Annotated in this window: 23 protein-coding genes; 10 read left to right on the plus strand and 13 right to left on the minus strand. The window is 65.8% G+C overall.

Annotated elements, in window-relative coordinates; all coding sequences use genetic code 11:
- Window positions 1-13: 13 nt before the first annotated feature.
- Together PQ455_RS01305 and PQ455_RS01310 are read right to left on the minus strand one after the other, a co-directional pair.
- On the minus strand, window positions 14-307 hold the full coding sequence (locus PQ455_RS01305; protein WP_273688512.1) for a GIY-YIG nuclease family protein: 294 nt from the start codon (window positions 305-307) through the stop codon (window positions 14-16).
- Between the two features lie 119 nt (window positions 308-426).
- Entirely contained in the window at window positions 427-1,959 is a 1,533-nt protein-coding gene (locus tag PQ455_RS01310; protein WP_273688514.1) for an acyl-CoA carboxylase subunit beta, read from the minus strand.
- 101 nt (window positions 1,960-2,060) lie between these two features.
- On the opposite strand from PQ455_RS01310, the gene PQ455_RS01315 reads away from it, so the two are divergent.
- On the plus strand, window positions 2,061-3,470 hold the full coding sequence (locus tag PQ455_RS01315; RefSeq protein ID WP_273688516.1) for a helix-turn-helix domain-containing protein: 1,410 nt from the start codon (window positions 2,061-2,063) through the stop codon (window positions 3,468-3,470).
- Between the two features lie 112 nt (window positions 3,471-3,582).
- Here PQ455_RS01315 and PQ455_RS01320 read toward each other — a convergent pair whose 3' ends face one another.
- Window positions 3,583-3,834 carry a hypothetical protein gene (locus tag PQ455_RS01320; protein ID WP_273688518.1) on the minus strand — a complete coding sequence of 84 codons (252 nt, stop codon included), beginning with the start codon at window positions 3,832-3,834 and terminating at the stop codon, window positions 3,583-3,585.
- 156 nt (window positions 3,835-3,990) lie between these two features.
- Here PQ455_RS01320 and PQ455_RS01325 point away from each other — a divergent pair, with 156 nt between their 5' ends.
- Window positions 3,991-4,638, plus strand: coding sequence for a hypothetical protein (locus tag PQ455_RS01325; RefSeq protein WP_273688520.1), 648 nt, complete (start codon window positions 3,991-3,993; stop codon window positions 4,636-4,638).
- A gap of 55 nt (window positions 4,639-4,693) precedes the next feature.
- On the opposite strand, the gene PQ455_RS01330 is transcribed toward PQ455_RS01325, so the two are convergent.
- Entirely contained in the window at window positions 4,694-6,574 is a 1,881-nt protein-coding gene (locus tag PQ455_RS01330; protein WP_273688522.1) for a CocE/NonD family hydrolase, read from the minus strand.
- A 134-nt stretch (window positions 6,575-6,708) separates the two neighbouring features.
- On the opposite strand from PQ455_RS01330, the gene PQ455_RS01335 reads away from it, so the two are divergent.
- Window positions 6,709-7,149, plus strand: a complete 441-nt coding sequence (locus PQ455_RS01335) for an FKBP-type peptidyl-prolyl cis-trans isomerase (RefSeq protein ID WP_273688524.1) — start codon at window positions 6,709-6,711, stop codon at window positions 7,147-7,149.
- Between the two features lie 74 nt (window positions 7,150-7,223).
- A complete protein-coding gene (locus PQ455_RS01340) occupies window positions 7,224-7,655 on the plus strand; it encodes a hypothetical protein (RefSeq protein ID WP_273688525.1) in 432 nt (143 codons plus the stop codon).
- A 101-nt stretch (window positions 7,656-7,756) separates the two neighbouring features.
- Here PQ455_RS01340 and PQ455_RS01345 read toward each other — a convergent pair whose 3' ends face one another.
- A complete protein-coding gene (locus PQ455_RS01345) occupies window positions 7,757-9,568 on the minus strand; it encodes a M2 family metallopeptidase (RefSeq protein ID WP_273688526.1) in 1,812 nt (603 codons plus the stop codon).
- Window positions 9,569-9,874: 306 nt separating this feature from the next.
- Here PQ455_RS01345 and PQ455_RS01350 point away from each other — a divergent pair, with 306 nt between their 5' ends.
- The 6 genes from PQ455_RS01350 to PQ455_RS01375 are packed head-to-tail and all read left to right on the plus strand — an operon-like array spanning window position 9,875 to window position 11,910.
- Window positions 9,875-10,072 (plus strand): hypothetical protein, encoded by a 198-nt coding sequence (locus PQ455_RS01350; RefSeq protein WP_273688527.1) that lies wholly within the window; start codon window positions 9,875-9,877, stop codon window positions 10,070-10,072.
- Window positions 10,069-10,518, plus strand: coding sequence for a hypothetical protein (locus PQ455_RS01355; RefSeq protein WP_273688529.1), 450 nt, complete (start codon window positions 10,069-10,071; stop codon window positions 10,516-10,518). The genes PQ455_RS01350 and PQ455_RS01355 overlap by 4 nt, the downstream gene beginning before the upstream one ends.
- Entirely contained in the window at window positions 10,515-10,778 is a 264-nt protein-coding gene (locus PQ455_RS01360; protein ID WP_273688531.1) for a hypothetical protein, read from the plus strand. The genes PQ455_RS01355 and PQ455_RS01360 overlap by 4 nt, the downstream gene beginning before the upstream one ends.
- Before the next feature lie 42 nt (window positions 10,779-10,820).
- On the plus strand, window positions 10,821-11,231 hold the full coding sequence (locus PQ455_RS01365) for a hypothetical protein (RefSeq protein ID WP_273688533.1): 411 nt from the start codon (window positions 10,821-10,823) through the stop codon (window positions 11,229-11,231).
- Window positions 11,232-11,247: 16 nt separating this feature from the next.
- Entirely contained in the window at window positions 11,248-11,547 is a 300-nt protein-coding gene (locus PQ455_RS01370) for a hypothetical protein (protein WP_273688535.1), read from the plus strand.
- A 3-nt stretch (window positions 11,548-11,550) separates the two neighbouring features.
- A complete protein-coding gene (locus tag PQ455_RS01375) occupies window positions 11,551-11,910 on the plus strand; it encodes a hypothetical protein (protein ID WP_273688537.1) in 360 nt (119 codons plus the stop codon).
- Here PQ455_RS01375 and PQ455_RS01380 read toward each other — a convergent pair.
- From PQ455_RS01380 to PQ455_RS01415, 8 genes are read right to left on the minus strand one after another with little or no spacing between them, the layout of a single operon-like run.
- Window positions 11,907-12,425: a hypothetical protein gene (locus PQ455_RS01380; RefSeq protein ID WP_273688538.1), complete on the minus strand. Its 519-nt coding sequence runs from the start codon at window positions 12,423-12,425 to the stop codon at window positions 11,907-11,909. The two genes, PQ455_RS01375 and PQ455_RS01380, sit on opposite strands and share 4 nt — an antisense overlap.
- Window positions 12,426-12,428: 3 nt before the next feature.
- Window positions 12,429-13,751, minus strand: coding sequence for a hypothetical protein (locus PQ455_RS01385; protein WP_273688540.1), 1,323 nt, complete (start codon window positions 13,749-13,751; stop codon window positions 12,429-12,431).
- The gene (locus tag PQ455_RS01390; protein WP_273688542.1) at window positions 13,744-13,890 is read right to left on the minus strand and encodes a hypothetical protein; all 147 of its coding nucleotides are present in this window, start codon (window positions 13,888-13,890) and stop codon (window positions 13,744-13,746) included. Before PQ455_RS01390 ends, PQ455_RS01385 begins: the two co-directional genes overlap by 8 nt.
- Window positions 13,887-14,522: a glycosyl hydrolase 108 family protein gene (locus PQ455_RS01395; protein WP_273691472.1), complete on the minus strand. Its 636-nt coding sequence runs from the start codon at window positions 14,520-14,522 to the stop codon at window positions 13,887-13,889. Before PQ455_RS01395 ends, PQ455_RS01390 begins: the two co-directional genes overlap by 4 nt.
- Before the next feature lie 2 nt (window positions 14,523-14,524).
- Window positions 14,525-14,806, minus strand: a complete 282-nt coding sequence (locus PQ455_RS01400) for a hypothetical protein (RefSeq protein ID WP_273688543.1) — start codon at window positions 14,804-14,806, stop codon at window positions 14,525-14,527.
- 18 nt (window positions 14,807-14,824) lie between these two features.
- Window positions 14,825-15,256 carry a hypothetical protein gene (locus PQ455_RS01405; protein ID WP_273688545.1) on the minus strand — a complete coding sequence of 144 codons (432 nt, stop codon included), beginning with the start codon at window positions 15,254-15,256 and terminating at the stop codon, window positions 14,825-14,827.
- Complete coding sequence (locus tag PQ455_RS01410) at window positions 15,256-15,531, minus strand: hypothetical protein (protein ID WP_273688547.1); 276 nt, start codon at window positions 15,529-15,531, stop codon at window positions 15,256-15,258. Before PQ455_RS01410 ends, PQ455_RS01405 begins: the two co-directional genes overlap by 1 nt.
- Window positions 15,531-16,787, minus strand: coding sequence for a tail fiber domain-containing protein (locus PQ455_RS01415; protein ID WP_273688549.1), 1,257 nt, complete (start codon window positions 16,785-16,787; stop codon window positions 15,531-15,533). Before PQ455_RS01415 ends, PQ455_RS01410 begins: the two co-directional genes overlap by 1 nt.
- Window positions 16,788-16,792 lie beyond the last annotated feature (5 nt).

Below are 16,792 nucleotides of genomic sequence, written 5' to 3' on the forward strand. Positions count from 1 at the left end.
GCAATCCAGCCCCTCAGCCATGCGCAACACTCGCGAATAGATCGTCCCAATCCGGGTTCAGCCCTTCGACCAGCGCCAGTTTCTTCATGCGCGAACCAGCCTTGATCTGCTTCTCGCGAACAATCGCGGCTTCCATCGTCGGTGCCATCTCGAACCAGACCAGCGACTTGCAGCCGTAGCGCTGGGTGAAGCCTTCGACGGCGCCCTCGCGATGCTGCCACGCGCGCTGCGGCAGATTGGAGGTAACGCCGGTGTAGAGCGTGCCGTTGCGCTTGTTGGCCATGATGTAGACGGCGGGCTGTTTCATGCCTGCCCCTCAGCCGTCATCGCGAGGAGCAGAAGGCGACGTGGCGATCCAGCCGCGCGGCTGGATTGCTTCGCTGCGCTCGCAATGACGAAGAAGGGAGTGACGCCCATCGACCTATCTCACAGCGGAATATTATCGTGCTTCTTCCACGGGTTCTCGAGCTGCTTGTTCCGCAGCTTGCGCAAGCCGAGGGCGATGCGCTTCCGTGTCGAGTGGGGCATGATCACCTCGTCGATGAAGCCCTTGCTCGCCGCCACGAAGGGGTTGGCGAAGCGGGCTTCATATTCGGCGGTGCGGGCGGCGATCTTGTCCTTGTCGCCGATGTCCTTGCGGAAGATGATCTCCACCGCGCCCTTGGCGCCCATCACCGCGATCTCGGCGGTCGGCCAGGCGTAATTCAGATCGCCGCGCAGATGCTTGGAGGCCATCACGTCATAGGCGCCGCCATAGGCCTTGCGCGTGATGACGGTGATCTTGGGCACGGTCGCCTCGGCATAAGCGAACAGCAATTTGGCGCCATGCTTGATGATGCCGTTATGCTCCTGCGCGGTGCCGGGCAGGAAGCCGGGGACATCGACGAAGGTGAGGATCGGGATCTCGAACGCATCGCAGAAGCGGACGAACCGCGCCGCCTTCCGTGCCGAGGAGATGTCCAGCACGCCCGCCAGCACCATCGGCTGGTTGGCGATGATGCCCACCGGCCGCCCCTCGATCCGGCCGAAGCCGGTCAGGATATTGGCCGCATAGGTCGGCTGCACCTCGAAGAAATCGCCCTCGTCGACGACCTTCCGGATCAGCTCCTTCATGTCGTAGGGCTTGTTGGCGCTGTCGGGGATCAAGGTGTCGAGGCTGGCTTCGGTGCGGTCCCACGGATCATCCGTGGGCCGCTCGGGCAGTTCGGAGCGGTTGGAGAGCGGCAGGAAATCGAAGAAGTCGCGCGTCGCGAGCAGCGCCTCGATATCGTCCTCGAACGCATTGTCCGCCACGCCCGACTTGGCGGTGTGGGTCACGGCGCCGCCCAGCTCGTCCTGGGTGACGACCTCGTTGGTCACGGTCTTCACCACGTCCGGCCCGGTCACGAACATGTAGGAGCTGTCCTTCACCATGAAGATGAAGTCGGTCATCGCCGGCGAATAGACCGCGCCGCCCGCGCACGGCCCCATGATGAGGCTGATCTGCGGCACCACGCCCGATGCCAGCACATTGCGCTGGAACACCTCGGCATAGCCGCCCAGCGACGCGACACCCTCCTGGATGCGCGCGCCGCCGCTGTCGTTCAGGCCGATGACGGGCGCGCCTACCTTCAGCGCGGTATCCATCACCTTGCAGATCTTCTGCGCGTGGCGTTCGGAGAGCGATCCGCCGAACACCGTGAAATCCTGGCTGAACACATAGACCAGCCGGCCGTTGATCGTGCCCGATCCGGTGACCACGCCGTCGCCGGGGATCACCTGATCCTGCATCCCGAAATCGATGCAATTATGCTCGACGTACATGTCGAGTTCCTCGAAGCTGCCCGGATCGAGCAGCACGTCGAGCCGCTCGCGCGCGGTGAGCCGGCCCTTCCTGTGCTGCGCGTCGATCCGCGCCTGGCCGCCGCCGAGCGCGGCCTGCGCGCGCTTCTGTTCCAGCTTCTCGAGGATGGCGAGCATCGGCCCCTATCTTCCTGTCGTCTTCAGAAGGGGGCTGTCTTTCAGCGTTGAAGCCCGCGCGCAAATGTGAAATTGCGAATTTGCGAAGGAGAGGTTTGCAGATGGTCACGCGGCGACGACTGTTCATGGGCGGGGAATTGCGCGCGCTGCGTGCCCGCGCCGGGCTGGGGCAGGCGGCGATGGCGGCGCGGCTCGGCCTGTCGGTTTCCTATCTGTCGCAGCTGGAGAATGACGACCGGCCCGTGACGGCGGCGGTAGAGGCGTCGCTGGCCGAAAATTTCCCGCTCGATTGGGCGCCGATCTCGTCCGACGACGCAGGTCGGCGGATCGCGGCGCTGCGCGAGGCGCTGGCCGATCCCTTGTTCGCGCCGCTCGGCTCGCCCGAGATGGTGGCGCGGGCGGCCGAGCAGCAGCCGGCTCTGGTCGATCGCTTCACCGCGCTCCACGCCGCCTACCGCCGCGCCGAGGAGAGTCGCAACATCGCCGACGAGGCCATCGCCAGCGACGTGCCCGGCGCCGACCGCCAGCCGTGGGAGGAGGTGCGCGACTGGTTTCACCAGGCCGAAAATTACGTCGGCCCGCTCGACGAGGCGGCCGAGAAGCTCGCCGACAGCCTGTCGGACGGGGCGCTGGGGGAGGCGGTGCTGGAAAGCGTGCTGCGCGACACGCATGGCATCATCGTCACGCCGATACCCGGCGAGGATGCGCGGATGCCGATGCGGCGATTCGATCCGGCGCGCGGCATCCTCTTCATCGATGGGTCGCAGCCCGCCGCCACCCGCCGCTTCATCCTCGCCCACCAGCTTGCCCGCACCGCCTTCGCCGCGCAGATCGCCGCCATCGCCGACGCGGCTGAACTGCGCGCGAGCGAGGCGCGGCGGCTGCTGCTCGTCGGTCTCGCCAATTATGCGGCCGGCGCGCTCCTCATGCCCTATCGCCGCTTCCGCGCGGCGGCGCGCGACGTGCGCCACGATATCGATCGGCTGGCACGCCGCTTCGGCACCAGCTTCGAGCAGACCTGCCACCGCCTCTCGACGCTTCAGCGCCCCGGCGCGCGCGGCATCCCCTTCTTCTTCTGCCGGGTCGACATGGCCGGCAACATCACCAAGCGCCACTCCGCCACCCGCCTGCAATTCGCCCGCTTCGGCGGCGCCTGCCCCCTGTGGATCGTCCACGAGGCGGTCGCCATCCCCGATCGGGTGGTGGTGCAGCTGGCCGAGACGCCGGACGGCGTGCGCTATGTCTCGATGGCGAAGGGGCTGGTGAAACCCTCGGGCAGCTATTCGCGCAGCCCGCGCCGCTACGCTGTGGCGCTCGGCTGCGAGGCGAGCCACGCTCCCGATTTCATCTACGCCGACGGCCTCGACGTGGGCGGTGCCACCACCCCCATCGGCATCTCCTGCCGCCTGTGCCCCCGCCCGGATTGCGACCAGCGCGCCTTCCCCCCGGCGGACCGCCCGATCGCGATCGACCCGGATGTGCGGGAGGTGGTGCCGTACCGGGTGTTGTAGGAAACTATCGTCATGCCAGCGAAAGCTGGCATCTCGTCAGGCTGGACGGGGCCTCACCGCTGCGCCCGGCTTCGCGAGACCCCCGCTTGCGCTGGGGTGACGGTGTCCAGGATCACCGCTGCTGCGACGGCGGCACCGTCGCATAGCCCGCCTCGGGCTGCTGCGGATGCTCCGCCGCCCATTTCCGAAATTCGTTGGCCTTCTGATACTGCTCCTCGGCCGCCGCCTGCGCCGCCGGGGAGACCTGAGGCATCGCGCTGTTGTCGGGCGGGGGCGGGGCCATTTCGGCCTGCTGGATCTTGAGCGCCACGAACGCCAGCGCGCCGAGCAGCACCACCCACACCAGAATCGACCCGATCTTCATCCGCCACCCTTCGCGCGCCCAGCCGGTGGAAGGAGTGTCGATCCGCCGCGCCGATCCGTCAAGCGCACCGATCCGCCGCGTTAACCATCTGTTCGCTCTCTCGACGTAGAGGCCAGGGAAAGGGCAACATATTGTAAATCAAGGAATTGTTTCGGGATGCGAATGATCTTTCCGGCGCTGGTGTTGGTGGCGGCCTGTGCCGGCGAACCGGCGCTCGCCTCCAACGCGCGCTTCACCGCCGCCATCTCGGGCGGCTCGCTCGGCGTCGGACCCGAAGTCGGCATTCGGGCGAACGACTATGTCGGCGCGCGCGGCGACGCGGGCTTCCTCAACATCGCGCACAGCTTCGCGTCGGACGACCTGCGCTATCGCGGCCGCGTGCGGCTGAAGTCGATCGGCGGGATGGCCGACCTCTATCCCTTCGGCAACGGCTTCCGCATCTCGGCGGGCGCGCGGCGTAACTGGAACAAGGGCCACATCAGCGCCATGCCGTCGCGCAACACGAGCGTCGGCCGCATGACCTATACGCCGCAGCAGATCGGCACGATCGAGGGCGATGCGATCACGAAGAAATGGGCGCCCGCGCTGACGATCGGCTATGCCGGCAAGAACCGCAGCGGCTTCGTCTTCGGCGCGGAGGCAGGCGCCTTCTTCCAGGGCCGCATCCGCATCGGCCGCTTCACCAACTCGACCGGCATGATCAGCGCCGCCGATCTCGAGGAGGAGCGCACCGCCCTCCAGAGCGACGTCAATCATTACAAGGTCTACCCGGTCCTGCGCCTGTCGGCCGGCTACCGCTTCTGATCTCTGGCTGACACCGTATCCGCCGCCCGTTCAGGGCTGGCGGATGCGGCTCCTATCATTTCACCACCGGCAACTCGACATAGGACGCATCCTCTCCGCCATGGAGGATACGGTTGTCGGCCACCACGCCCCTGGCCTCGCTCTCGTTCGGCCCGCCGGTGTTGAGGTTGCGCACGAATTTCGGGAAGTTCGACGAGGTCACCTCCACCCGGATACGGTGGCCCGCGCCGAACTGGATGCTGGTCGCGATCGGGCTGGGCTTGATGGTGTAGGTCTTGCCCGGCTCCATCATCGCCGGCCTGTCGAAGCCGTCGCGATAGCGCGCGCGGAAGATGGTGTCGCCGATGATCCAGGCCGTGCCGTCGGGCGCGACATCCACCAGCTTCACCGCGAAATCGGTATCCTTCGCGCTCGACGACACCTTCAGCACGGCATCGACGAAGCCCGAGACCTCGACGGGCTTGTCGAGCGGCGCGCTGGTATAGACCAGCACGTCGCTGCGCGCCTCGATCTCGCGCTGGTCGAAAGCGCCGGGCACGACGATCCCGCCGTTGCAGCAATCGCCGCCGCCCACCGTCCTCACCGGGTTCATCGGATCGTAGCGATAGGCGTCCGCCGCCTCGCCCGCCGGGGGCGGCGCCGCATCCAGCCGGCCGTCGCCGTTCAGGCTGTTCGCCCGCCCGCCGCTGCGCAGATACAGCCGCATCGTGGACGTGCCCTTGGGCGGCCACTGCTCGGCCGACTTCCACTTGTTCTCGCCCATCACATAATAGCGGACATGCGGGGTGGTCGCGGGGAAGGCCTTGCGGTCGCTCTTCAGCCAGCGATCGAAAAAGCTGAAGATCGCATCGTCCACCGGGAAGCTGGTGTCGCCCATGTCGCGCTCGCCGACGACCGTCTTCGGCCCCATCTTCCAGTACTGGCAATGCGGCATCGGCGCGATCACGGCATATTGGTTGTCGGCCGCTTCCCTGTCGCCGGTGGTGGCGCGGGCGTGGTTGAACAGCTCCATGTTCGGCCCGATCGACACATCATACCAGGTGTTGAACCACAGCGACGGCACGCCCCAGCCCATGTCGTCATGATAGAGCCCGCCCTCGCGCCAGCCCGGATCGGCCGGGGTGCGGTGGATGAACTGCTCGAAGGTGGCGGGCGGCTCGTCCAGATCCGAGAGCAACGTATCGACCGGCAGGTGCCTGATCTGCTTGTTCCAGTCGACCTTGGGCTTGGTCGCGTCGAGATCGTTATAGCCCGCGATCCGCGCGCGGGTTTTCTGGTCGAGCCCGGTGGGGAGTTGCGCGCGCAAGGGATTGTCCACGCCGTACAGCCACACGAAGAACAGGTTGCGCGGTACGCCGCCGGTGTACCAGTTTCCCTGTTCCTGGAAGCGCCCGACCTTGCCGATGCCCGCGCCCGCCGACATCGGCACCATCGCGGCATGGGCCGGATGGTTCTGCGCCGCCAGCGCGAGCTGCCATTCGGCCGAGGAGGAGCAGCCGAGCGTGCCGACCTTGCCGTTCGACCAGCTCTGCCTGGCGATCCAGCTCAGCGTGTCGTAGCCATCGGTCTGCGGCTTGCCCAAAATCTCATACTTCCCTTCCGAGAAGTACCGCCCCCGCTCGTTCTGCACGATGAAGACGAAGCCGCGCTTCACCGCCTCCAGCGCCAGCCGGAAGCTCGTGCCGCGCAACTTGTGCTCGTTATACGGCGTCTTCCACAGGATGACGGGGAGCGGCCCCTTGGCGTCCTTCGGCATGTAGATGTTGGTCGACAGGCTCACCCCGTCGCGCATCGGCACCATCACCGCCGTTTGCGAGGTGGCGGTGTCGCCCAGTTCGGATTGCATCCCCTCCGGGCTGTAGCGGCTGAAATCCTGGGCGAGCAGCGGGCCGTGCAGGGCCAGCGCGGCCGACAGGGCGAGGACGAAACGCTTCATGGCCGGGGCTCCCCTCGGGCGAGATCGGAAAGGCGCCGGGCTTCGGACGGGCGGCCGGGCCTGTCAAGGCGGCGGGGGTTGCGCTCCGCCCCCCGGATGGCCGATCAGGGGCGGGGATCGAACGGGAGATGCGTGTGACGAAAGCGATGTTCGGGCTGATGATCGCCGGCCTCGCGGCGCTGGCCGTGCCGGGCGCGGCGGTGGCGGCCAAAGCGAAGAAGCCCCCGGTCGGCAAGGTGATCCTGCCCCCGCTCAGCTACACGATCGACAAATCCGGGCCGGTGACGGGCGAACACCCCAAGCGCGCCGATACGATCCTGGCGAACTACAGCCTCACCCTGCTCGACGGCACGGTGATCGACAGCAGCTACGAGCGCGGCGAGCCCTCCAGCTTCCCGCTCGGCCGCCTCATCCCGGCGTGGCAGATCCTGATCCAGCTGATGCGCCCCGGCGACGCCTGGACCTTCTACGTTCCGCCCGAATATGGCTATGGCGCCGTCGCGCGGGACAAATTGCCGGCCAACAGCTTCCTGATCTTCAAGGTGGAACTCGTGTCGGTCACGCCTGCGGGTTAGGCGGTGGATTTGTCGGGTCGGGTGTCGGCTCTCGCCCCACTAGCGGACGTTCGCCAATGCGATAAACTTCCGCCATGGATCAAGAGTGGCTGCTTCGAATAGAACACAACCTCGTAGGTAGGTGCGGCTCGATCGCGCGGAGAGAAGCCGATTGGGTGTTCAATCTTGATGGCAGCGGAAGCATCTCCCTCCCTATTCCATGGCGGATCGTTGCCAACGGTCGTATTGCGTTCGCCGATGAGGATGACGGGCAACAGTTCGGCCTGCCCGCTCCGGTCAACGGCGAGGATCTTGTAAATCAACTGCTCGTCGGCCAGGCGATTGCTGGAATCACTATAGACGGGGAGACCGCTGATCTCTCATTGCAATTTGAGGGCAATGTTCGCTTAGACGCCTTCAACTACTCTGCTGGCTATGAGGGATGGCAGATCAACCTGCCTGCTGAAAGTGGTGGAATGTGGGTCATCGCGCTGGGTGGCGGCGACGTGACCGTCTTCGCTGAATGACCGCTTCCCACCAATAGAAGACCATCACCGCGCCACGAGCGACGATTTCAGGTCCACGAATCGGTATATCGAGCCGCGCTGAACTTAAAGCCCGCCGCGCCCTACCACCCGCTCGGCTTCCCCTTGTTCTGCTGGTCCAGCCAAATCTTCAGCGGCGCGAAATAATCGACCAGCGCCTTGCCGGACATGGCGCGGGTGCCCGTCATCGCCTGCAAGGCGTCCGGCCACGGCTTCGACTGGCCCATCTCCAGCATCGCGTTCAGCTTCGTGCCGACCGCCTTGTTGCCGTAGAAGGAGCAGCGGTGGAGCGGCCCCTTCCACCCGGCCGCGTCGCACGCCGCCTTGTAGAATTGGAATTGCAGCACCCGCGCCAGGAAATAGCGCGTGTAGGGCACCGTCGCCGGGATATGATATTTGGCGCCGGCGTCGAATTTGGTCTCGTCGCGCGCGATCGGTGGCTTGATGCCCTGATATTGCAGGCGCAGCGCATCCCAGCCCTTCTGGTAATCGCCGGTCGCGATCTTGCCGGAAAAGACGCCCCAGCGCCATTTGTCGACCAGCAGGCCGAAGGGCAGGAACGCCACCTTGTCCATCGCCTGCCGCAACAGCAGCCCGATATCCTTGTCGGCGCTCGGCACCTGCGCAGGGGAGAGCAGGCCGATCTTGACCAGATAATCGGGCGTGATCGAGAGGGCCACGGTATCGCCGATCGCCTCGTGGAAGCCGTCGTTCGCGCCATTCTTGTAGAGGAAGGGCTGGTTCTTATAGGCGCGCTGGTAATAATTGTGGCCCAACTCGTGATGGATGGTGACGAAATCGTCGCCGTTCACCTTGGTGCACATCTTGATGCGGATATCGTCGGCATTGTCGAGATCCCAGGCCGAGGCGTGGCAGATCACCTCGCGGTCGGCCGGCTTGGTGATCTGCGATCGCTGCCAGAATGTCGCCGGCAGGGGCGCGAAGCCGAGCGAGGAATAGAAGGCCTCGCCCTGTTTCACCATCTTGAGCGGATCATACCCCTTGGCCTTCAGCAATTCGGCCGTGTCGTAGCCGACGTCGCCCGCGCCCTTGGGTGCGACGATATCGTAGATATTGCCCCATTCCTGCGCCCACATATTGCCGAGCAGGTCGCTGCGGATCGGCCCCGTCTTCGGCTGCACCGCATCGCCATATTTCTCGTTGAGCTTCCAGCGGACATAGGTGTGGAGCGACAGATAGAGCGGCTCCACCTCCTTCCAGATCTTGTCGGTCAGCTCGGCGAACTGCTCGGGGCTCATGTCGTAACCCGAACGCCACATCGCGCCCACGTCGGCGAAGCCCAGATCCTTCGCGCCCGCGTTGGAGATCGCGGTCATCCGGGTATAATCGCCCCGCATCGGCGCGCCGACATTGTCGTTCCAGCTGGTCCACATCTCCTGCAACTTCGCCGGATCGCGGGTGGTGCCCATGGCGGCCTCGATATCCGATCCGTTGATCGGCTTGCCGTCGAGCGTGCCCTTGCCCTTGCCGTAGCTTGAGGACATGCGGGTCGTGAGCGTCGCCAGCTCGGTCGCGGCACTCGGCGTGGCGGGGGCGGGCAGGTTGACGCCATTCTTCAGCAGATCGAGCTTGCGCCGCGTATCGGGCGAGAGACCCGCCACCCCGTTGAACCGCGCCGCGCCTTTGGCCCATTGCACGGCCTTCTCGGTGGTCTCGGCGCCCGACTTGGCGGCCAGCGCATCGGTATCGTCGGTGATGTAGGTCGCGTTGATCCACGCCACCCGCGACGCATTCAGCGACAGATCGGCGGCATCCTTCTCGCTCTGCGCGACATAGGCGTCGGCCTCGGCGGCGGTCGGCGTCGCGGGGGCCTGCGCGGCCAGGGGTGCGGCGAACAGCGCCGCGACGATCGCGGCCTGGGAAACGAAACGCATAGGAACCAAGCCCTCTCGACGGATATTGCGGCCGTCAGGATGGGCTTGCGCCACGCCCGCGGTCAAGCGCGCGTCGATCAGCGGATGGAGGGCGGTGTGGTGGCCGATCCGCGCTGTGCGGAGTGGCTCCCCGGGCCTGATTCGAACAGGCGACCATTCGATTAACAGTCGAGTGGAAAGCCAATGTTTTCAACGTCGGTTCTTACATTTTCCCTCTCTGTTCACGGACGCATATCTGCGGCTTCCCGACATTTGTCAGAATGCCGCCTCTTGCCCAATGTTCCGTTTTCGTTCTACCCAATCGTCATGCACGACTCACCATCCCCCGAAGCATTCGCCTATGCCGCCGAGGTGCTGATCTCCTGCGATATGGACGATGATCTGGCGGGCGATAGGATCATCGCCGCGATTGAGGCGGCGGGCCTCGACGATATCGATGAGGACTATTGGATGGATGTCGCCGATGCGGTCGACATCCTCGTGAGCGAATGGGCGGCGCAATGATCTCCGAACGCGAAGAGCGGGCGGCGGTGACTGTGCGAGAACACCTGATCTTCAAGGCGTTGCTGGTCGTGGATGAGGTACGGGAAAACTGTCACGCGACCCCCGTGGCGCCGACGCTCGGCCTGCGCTTGGCGCTCGCGTTCCTCTACTCTCAGAGCGAGGGGCCGAGAAGGCACTTCGACGACTTCTGGCAGGGCGTGAAAGATCCGGGCCGGGATGAACAAGAGTGGGCGCGAAATTATATCCGATCGACAGCCGCGAACGGCTGCTTGCTCGGAATCATTCGGGGGTTCAACTTCAACCCGAGCGTCGACCTGCTGCATATCCTGAAAGACGGGCATCAGGCGCCAAGCCCTGTTCGCGTGCGGCAGTTCTGGGGCGAGGTTGACAAGCAGGTTCGCCTTGGGCGGGCAACGAAGCCGATGAAGGACTGCGGTTGGCTATGATCGACGACTGGGATCGTGAGGTTGAGCTATTCTGGCAGCCGGCCGGCCAGCTCCGCATCTGGCGGGAGAAGATGACGCTGCGCCAGGCGCTCGACGCGTTCGCGTCCTTGCCGCCATCCGTGCAGGATGGCGCGGGCATTGGCCTGCATGATCCGATCGCGGTGGTGATCGAGGGGCGGCCTGCACTGGTCGGATGGTACAATGCGCAGGTGTGTCGCGAGATTGCAGCCTTGATGCCGGCGGGCTTAGAAAGTTGTTGACAGTGTTCCTCTAAAAGTGGAAAAGAGGATCAACGCAGCGGGATGGCCCGCCGCATGGATGGGATAGCCCAGATGATCACCAAGGTTCGCACCTTCTCCGCCTCCAAATTTCTCGCCGCCGCCCGCGAAGCTCGTGAGGACGCGGTTTCGCTGTTCGAGCGTGAGGGCGGTTCGAAGTATATCGCCAACCTGCGCGACGCCTACCGCTTCGTCATGGATGAGGACGACTACATGGTCGCGAGCTATTTTGAGGCAGCCCGCACCGCCGGCGACCTTCGCGCCGAACTGCATGTCGCCGCCAGCAACGCCTACACCGCCGGCGCTTCAGAGCAGCAGATCGATCGGATCGTCACGCTCTGCACCTCGCTCAACGACTTTGCGCCGATGGGCTACACCCGCCTCACCACCACCCAGGCGGACAACCTGATCAATGATCTCCTCCGCAACCGCTGATCGAAAGGGATAGACGATGGATGCCGCCGCTCTGATCGCTGCCAAACGCGCCGCGATCGCCTATGACGCGGACCTGATGGCCCGCCGTCCCGAGGGTTGCCCCCGCGCCGCCTGGAGGATGGAGAACACGAACCCCGCCGCGATCCGCCTGATCGTTCGCGACACGAAGCTCAAGACGCAGCCTCAGCGTGTCATCGTCTCCGACGCGACAGCGCAGTTCGAGGTGAAAGTCTACGGCGACAAGCGCCTGATCGAGAGCATCGACCTGCGCGCGGCCGACGCCGAGCATCGCCTCGCGCGCTATATGCCGGCCTGATCGATGAACGGTTTTCGCGAGGCACTGTCCATGCTGTGCCTGACATTCGAGGAGGCGGCCGAGCTGTTGCCCGGCCGGGAGCCCGGAAGCCTGCTCAGCGTCACGATGATCAAGGACTATGCGCGAGGCAAGAGCCGCGTGCCGGCCGACGTATGGGAGACGCTGGGCAATCTGTTCGAGGCTGTCGACCAGGCGACCGACGAGATCATCGCCGATCAGGGCGAAGCCGATGGCGGGACGGCAACGCTACCGCTCGACGTAGATGTCTGGGCGATCGACCTACCGCACGATTCGCTTAAGCGTGCGGCTTTCGCACGAGCGCGGCTTATCCTCGGGCCGTCGCTCATTGTCGCCGTATCCTAGCTCCCCGGCAACGCCAGCACATCGAACTGCACCCCCGCGCCAGCCGCCTCAGACGGTAGAACCCCCAAGGCAAGCAGCGACTTGTCCACGAAGCATTTGATCGTCGCCCCTGTGGTGGTGACCGTTCCGATCACCGGATAGCAGCGCGGCGGCTTGGTCTCCGTCGATGAGACATAGGGCGTGACGGTCAGTTTCCCGACGCTTGGCAGCGCCGCCCAAGTGACGATCGCGGTCCCCGCCGCACCGGTCACCCCGCTCACCGTGCGGGAGATACGCGGCTGCACGTCGTCCGCCCGGCGGTATACGAGGCTGTTCCCCACAGCCCCGCCGATCATCTCCATGGGAGGCGCGCTGGATGAGGGCTGGGGGATGGGCGCCTGCACCACCGCCGTCGCCTGCGCGGCGGCGGTGGCGGCTATCACAGATTGGTCGATCTGGCCGTTGATGTAGACCTGCGCTCGCGCCGCCGTGGCCGACAGCATGAGCGGGGCGAGGCAAAGCGCGAGCCGGATCATCGATCAATCTCCGGTGAAGCTGCTGTAGACGTGGAGTGCGGCGAGCGCGTTCGCCCCGTTGGCAAAACGACAGCGATAGTTCGCCGCGCGCACCCGGACATTGAGATCGAGGGTCGCACCGGCCGTCACGGCGGCGCCTGCGGCGATGATCCAGAAGCTCCCGTCGTGCGACATGTCGACATAGGCGGTGCCGCCCGAAGCATCGGCCAGGAAGGTGCAGCCGAAATAGGATGCGTTGCCGGGCTGTGCGATAGCGGTGCTGGTGTAGGTCGCGCTCGCCGCCAGCGCGGCGTTGTTCAAGCGTCCACCGGTGCCATTCAGACCGGCCATCTTCACATAGAGGCCGTTGGTGTCGCCGCGCTGGCGGACCGTCGAGATGCCATCGGGCGCAAGCAGGACAGGATAGCTTACACCAAACACGCCAGTGAAACTGATGCTGGAGCCATCCACCGGCCAGCCGCTTGCGGTGATGTCGTTGCCGGAGGGCGCAACAAGCGTCGCGGTGGGCGAGCCGTTCAGGCGATACCAGGCCCGAATGTAGTTACCGGCCGTCGTCGCGGTGGGCGCAACATTGCTGGCGTAGCCCAATACCCCTGCGCCAAGCAGACCGGTGCCGACGGCGCCGCTTGCCGAAGTGACGTCGCGCTGGCGATCCCAACTTGAGCCGTTGTATACTTGGCCCCGGCCAGAAACGAACAAGCTGTTGTAGCTATTTGCTTGAGCGTCGCCCGTAGCCGAATTTATAGCTAACAGGGTGCCAACGGAGTCAGTCAGAAACGTAGCGCCAGCACCCGTCGTGGACATCTGCCAGTTGACCCACTGCCCCGACGTGCGCGCCTGAGGGCCGACGATACCGCCAGACGGGAACAGGGTGGTAGTTGCAGTCGTGCCACCCTGAATAGGAGATGCGACGTTGAACTGACCAAACTCAGGATTGACCGAGATAGCACCGGTGGCGCTGGTCCGCAGCGTCCGCGTCACTCCACCGCTATCCGTACCAGCCACGACATTCGGGTTACCGACAGCGGCTGCGCCGTTGGCAGCTTGGCCACCGACCGCCACTGGCTTCCCGTTCGTCACCCCCTGGACCGCCTGCGCGTTGGTCGCGTCGGAGCCGGGAGCGGCGGTGGTCCCATTGGAGGGGGTCGAGACCGGCAACGGATCGGCGGCGCTGACCGTCTTGGCCTTGCCGTCCGGCCCGGCGAATACCTGCGCCTGCTTGGGCACGAAGCCAGCCGGCGCGGTGATCGTCTCCTGAGCCGAGAGCGGCCCACAGAGACACAGGGCCATCGCGGCAAGGAAGCCGCGCACGAGGAAATCACGCATTGGGGGTGGGCTCCTTGGGTTCGGTCGCCGGCTCGGGCGCCTTGGGCTTGATGATCTTGTTGGCGAGGGCGGTGCCGACGGCCAGGATGAGCTGGGCGAGCGCGGCGGCGAGGGCCTCGCGGGCGAGGCGGCCGATCATGCGGCCTTGCTCCATGCCGCCCACCAGCGGGTTCCGGGTAAGAAACTGCGGGTCCGGTTGTGCCAGCCGCCCACGAAGGCCTTGTCGGGGTCGTTCGGCCCCTCGTTGCTAGCCAGATACTCGTCGAAGGCGATGCGGGCATCGGCCCATCGTGCAGCCGCCTCGGGCTCCCCGTAGCGATCGAGGAAGCCGGAATAGGCCGCCACCGTCTTCGGTCCGATGTCGCCGTCCTGCACGACGCCGATCATCTTCTGCATCATCTTGATCGCGCGATCGGGGCCGGAGCCCCAGCCCTTGTCCATGATGGAAGCGGTGACGCGATTCCACCGGAGCCGGCCGAAACCGGGATCCGTGTAGTAGAGCTTCACGCCGATGCTGATCGCTTCCTCAATCGTGAGGTCGCGGATCGCGATCCGCATCGCCGCAGCCTCCAGCACGACGCCGCGAAAGGCGTTGAGCGCATAGGCGGTGACACCGAACTTGGAGCCGACCAGCGAGCCGACGTTGCGCTGCTGCTTCCAGCCCTTTCGATACGACGCGGGATCGTACCAATTGCCGTTGTCGGCGGGGTGGAGGCTGAGGCCACCCTCGTGCGCGCGGATGTATCCGGCGATGAAGTCGCGGGCGAGCATGGTCACTCCCCCTTCACGCGGGCTACGCTGTCGTCAGCAGCGCGGGCGACGGTGACGAGCTGGGCTTTGGCGGAATGGCTGCGCCAGAGCGCATAGCCCGTCGTGACGATCGCCAGCACCAGGCCGGAGATCAGGGCTTCGTCGGCGTGGCCGATATAGCCCCGGCGGATCAGCCAGCCGGCCAGCAGGGCGGCGGCGTAGCGGGCTGCGGTCGCCAGCATCGCGGGCACGGGGTCGGGATTGACGACCAGCGGGGTGCTGGTCGCCTCGGGGGCGTCGGTCATGTTGGTCTCCCTGTTGGGCTAGGTTGCCGGCTTCTCGTCGAACACGGCGGCTTGGATGATCGCGGCGGAAACACCCGCTTTCTCGGTGGCCTCGGCCACGAGTTGCTGGCCGCGCATCGCCTTCACCTTGGCGGCGGCCTCGCTGGCGCGCTTCGGATCCTGCTCGATCAGCAGGAGCAGGGCGTCGAGGCAGGCGGTCAGATTATTGATGCGATGTCGGTCGAGCGCCCGCTCGGCGGCGTGCTGCGCGTCCTTCTGCTCAAGCACCTTTTCCAGTTTCTCGACGCGGTGGAGCAGGTCGGTGCGCAGCTTTTCCTCCGCGTCGATGGTGATTTTTCGCCACGGATTGATCTGGCGTACGATGATGCCGAGCAGGGCGAAGAAGGCGCCCGACGTCGCCACGGCCGTGATCCAGCCATAAGGCGAGGTGACATGCACCGCGCCGCCCATCACCGCGAGCCTTGGCGGATCAGGATGAGGACGTAGACTGCCAGCGCGCCGCACAGAGCGTAGAGCGCCGCCCACGACGCCTCATCGCCCGGAGCGACATACCACCGCCCGACGAAGCCCACGATCAGAAGCGCGGTGAAGAAGAGGGCGGCAAGGTAGCTGTCGTTGCCGCGCGGCCTGCCGGCCAGCGTCCGCCATGCGCTGGCCGCCAACAGGGCGAGCGGCGGCAGCCACAGGATCAGGCACAGGAGGCGGGTGATCTCGAGGAGCGTCATCACGCCGCCTCCAGCGCCGCAAGCCGCTGCTCCTGGCCGGCCATCAGGAAGAACATCAGCTCATCCGGGCGGATGCCGTACAGGTCGCCCGCCGAGCGCGCCTTCGTCGGGGGCTGCGCGGGTTGGCCAGGGTTCGGCGGCGCGATCATCCGGCCATCCTCGTCCATCACCGCCGGCGAAGGCGGGACGGCGGCGGTACAGGCCTTGGCCTCCACCGCATCCCACTTCTCATAGGTCAGGAAGGCATAGCGGCTCGACGAGGCCGAGGGGGTGATCGGGTCGATCAGCCCGTGCGCCGCCATGATCGCCCACACCTGCTGCGCTTTCACGCCGACATGCAGGCGCGCATTGGCTTCGCCCTTTTCGGCGATGGCATCGAGCAGCTGGTAGACGCCGATCGTGGCCGCGATCTCCCTGGCGGCGGCAAGCTCCGCCGTCTCCAGCGCCCCGCGCCACTTCTTCGTCCGCGCATCCGAGGTGACGATCGAGCCGGAGGCGGCGGCGACATAGCTCCAGCGAAAGCCGCTGGTGCCAAGGGCCACCGCATTGTCGGTGCCCGGCCGAAAGGCGGCGGCCGTGGCCAGCGCCACGTCGTTCGCGCCGACCCGCAGGTAGCATGCGCCGTCCGACAGCGATGCAAGGCCGATCGAGCCGAGGCCGGACGAGATGCGCGTTCCGAACCCCGGCACGAACGCCATCACCGCGAGATTGAGGCTGTAGTCGTTGCGAAGGAGGCGAAGCTGGACGGTATCGTCCACCGCCCGGCCGAGCAGATCGAGCGTGTAGCCGTCGGCGCTGGTATTGAGCCGGGTGAAGTCACTGATGACGCCGCGAACCACGCCGCCCGCAACCAGCGCGAACATGTTGGCGCCGATGCGGTACAGGCCCGTGTCCTGATCGCTGGCGAAGCGGATCGCCGGCGCGGCGACACTGCCGTCGGGGAAGAGCCCCTGGCCGACCCCATCGCGAACATTCTGGTAGCTGTCACGTAGGGCGGAGACTGCAATGGCGAGATCGCGGGCGAAGCTGGCGGTCGGCAGAACCGCATATGCCTGACCGGTGGCGTTGCCCCCCAGGTAAGGCGATACAAGAACGATCTGCGTTGCCGAGACGACATGATCGATCTCGATCACGGACCCATTCGGGCCGACAAATGCCTCCCCGCCGTTCAGATTGGAGACGAAATCGGTCCCGACGCCCGACACAGTCGTCGATCCATTGGTCACGGTGACCGTCCCCGCGCGATACCAGCCCATACTAT

Origin of the sequence: Sphingomonas naphthae (genome assembly GCF_028607085.1) — a bacterium.
Taxonomy (GTDB): Bacteria; Pseudomonadota; Alphaproteobacteria; order Sphingomonadales; family Sphingomonadaceae; genus Sphingomonas_Q; species Sphingomonas_Q naphthae.

Bases quoted from the DNA above. Each gene is read 5' to 3' on its own strand.
- PQ455_RS01305 (WP_273688512.1), bottom strand. From the start codon at position 307: ATGAAACAGCCCGCCGTCTACATCATGGCCAACAAGCGCAACGGCACG.
- PQ455_RS01310 (WP_273688514.1), bottom strand. From the start codon at position 1,959: ATGCTCGCCATCCTCGAGAAGCTGGAACAGAAGCGCGCGCAGGCCGCG.
- PQ455_RS01315 (WP_273688516.1), top strand. From the start codon at position 2,061: ATGGTCACGCGGCGACGACTGTTCATGGGCGGGGAATTGCGCGCGCTG.
- PQ455_RS01320 (WP_273688518.1), bottom strand. From the start codon at position 3,834: ATGAAGATCGGGTCGATTCTGGTGTGGGTGGTGCTGCTCGGCGCGCTG.
- PQ455_RS01325 (WP_273688520.1), top strand. From the start codon at position 3,991: ATGCGAATGATCTTTCCGGCGCTGGTGTTGGTGGCGGCCTGTGCCGGC.
- PQ455_RS01330 (WP_273688522.1), bottom strand. From the start codon at position 6,574: ATGAAGCGTTTCGTCCTCGCCCTGTCGGCCGCGCTGGCCCTGCACGGC.
- PQ455_RS01340 (WP_273688525.1), top strand. From the start codon at position 7,224: ATGGATCAAGAGTGGCTGCTTCGAATAGAACACAACCTCGTAGGTAGG.
- PQ455_RS01345 (WP_273688526.1), bottom strand. From the start codon at position 9,568: ATGCGTTTCGTTTCCCAGGCCGCGATCGTCGCGGCGCTGTTCGCCGCA.
- PQ455_RS01350 (WP_273688527.1), top strand. From the start codon at position 9,875: ATGCACGACTCACCATCCCCCGAAGCATTCGCCTATGCCGCCGAGGTG.
- PQ455_RS01355 (WP_273688529.1), top strand. From the start codon at position 10,069: ATGATCTCCGAACGCGAAGAGCGGGCGGCGGTGACTGTGCGAGAACAC.
- PQ455_RS01360 (WP_273688531.1), top strand. From the start codon at position 10,515: ATGATCGACGACTGGGATCGTGAGGTTGAGCTATTCTGGCAGCCGGCC.
- PQ455_RS01365 (WP_273688533.1), top strand. From the start codon at position 10,821: ATGGCCCGCCGCATGGATGGGATAGCCCAGATGATCACCAAGGTTCGC.
- PQ455_RS01370 (WP_273688535.1), top strand. From the start codon at position 11,248: ATGGATGCCGCCGCTCTGATCGCTGCCAAACGCGCCGCGATCGCCTAT.
- PQ455_RS01375 (WP_273688537.1), top strand. From the start codon at position 11,551: ATGAACGGTTTTCGCGAGGCACTGTCCATGCTGTGCCTGACATTCGAG.
- PQ455_RS01380 (WP_273688538.1), bottom strand. From the start codon at position 12,425: ATGATCCGGCTCGCGCTTTGCCTCGCCCCGCTCATGCTGTCGGCCACG.
- PQ455_RS01385 (WP_273688540.1), bottom strand. From the start codon at position 13,751: ATGCGTGATTTCCTCGTGCGCGGCTTCCTTGCCGCGATGGCCCTGTGT.
- PQ455_RS01390 (WP_273688542.1), bottom strand. From the start codon at position 13,890: ATGATCGGCCGCCTCGCCCGCGAGGCCCTCGCCGCCGCGCTCGCCCAG.
- PQ455_RS01395 (WP_273691472.1), bottom strand. From the start codon at position 14,522: ATGCTCGCCCGCGACTTCATCGCCGGATACATCCGCGCGCACGAGGGT.
- PQ455_RS01400 (WP_273688543.1), bottom strand. From the start codon at position 14,806: ATGACCGACGCCCCCGAGGCGACCAGCACCCCGCTGGTCGTCAATCCC.
- PQ455_RS01405 (WP_273688545.1), bottom strand. From the start codon at position 15,256: ATGGGCGGCGCGGTGCATGTCACCTCGCCTTATGGCTGGATCACGGCC.
- PQ455_RS01410 (WP_273688547.1), bottom strand. From the start codon at position 15,531: ATGACGCTCCTCGAGATCACCCGCCTCCTGTGCCTGATCCTGTGGCTG.
- PQ455_RS01415 (WP_273688549.1), bottom strand. From the start codon at position 16,787: ATGGGCTGGTATCGCGCGGGGACGGTCACCGTGACCAATGGATCGACG.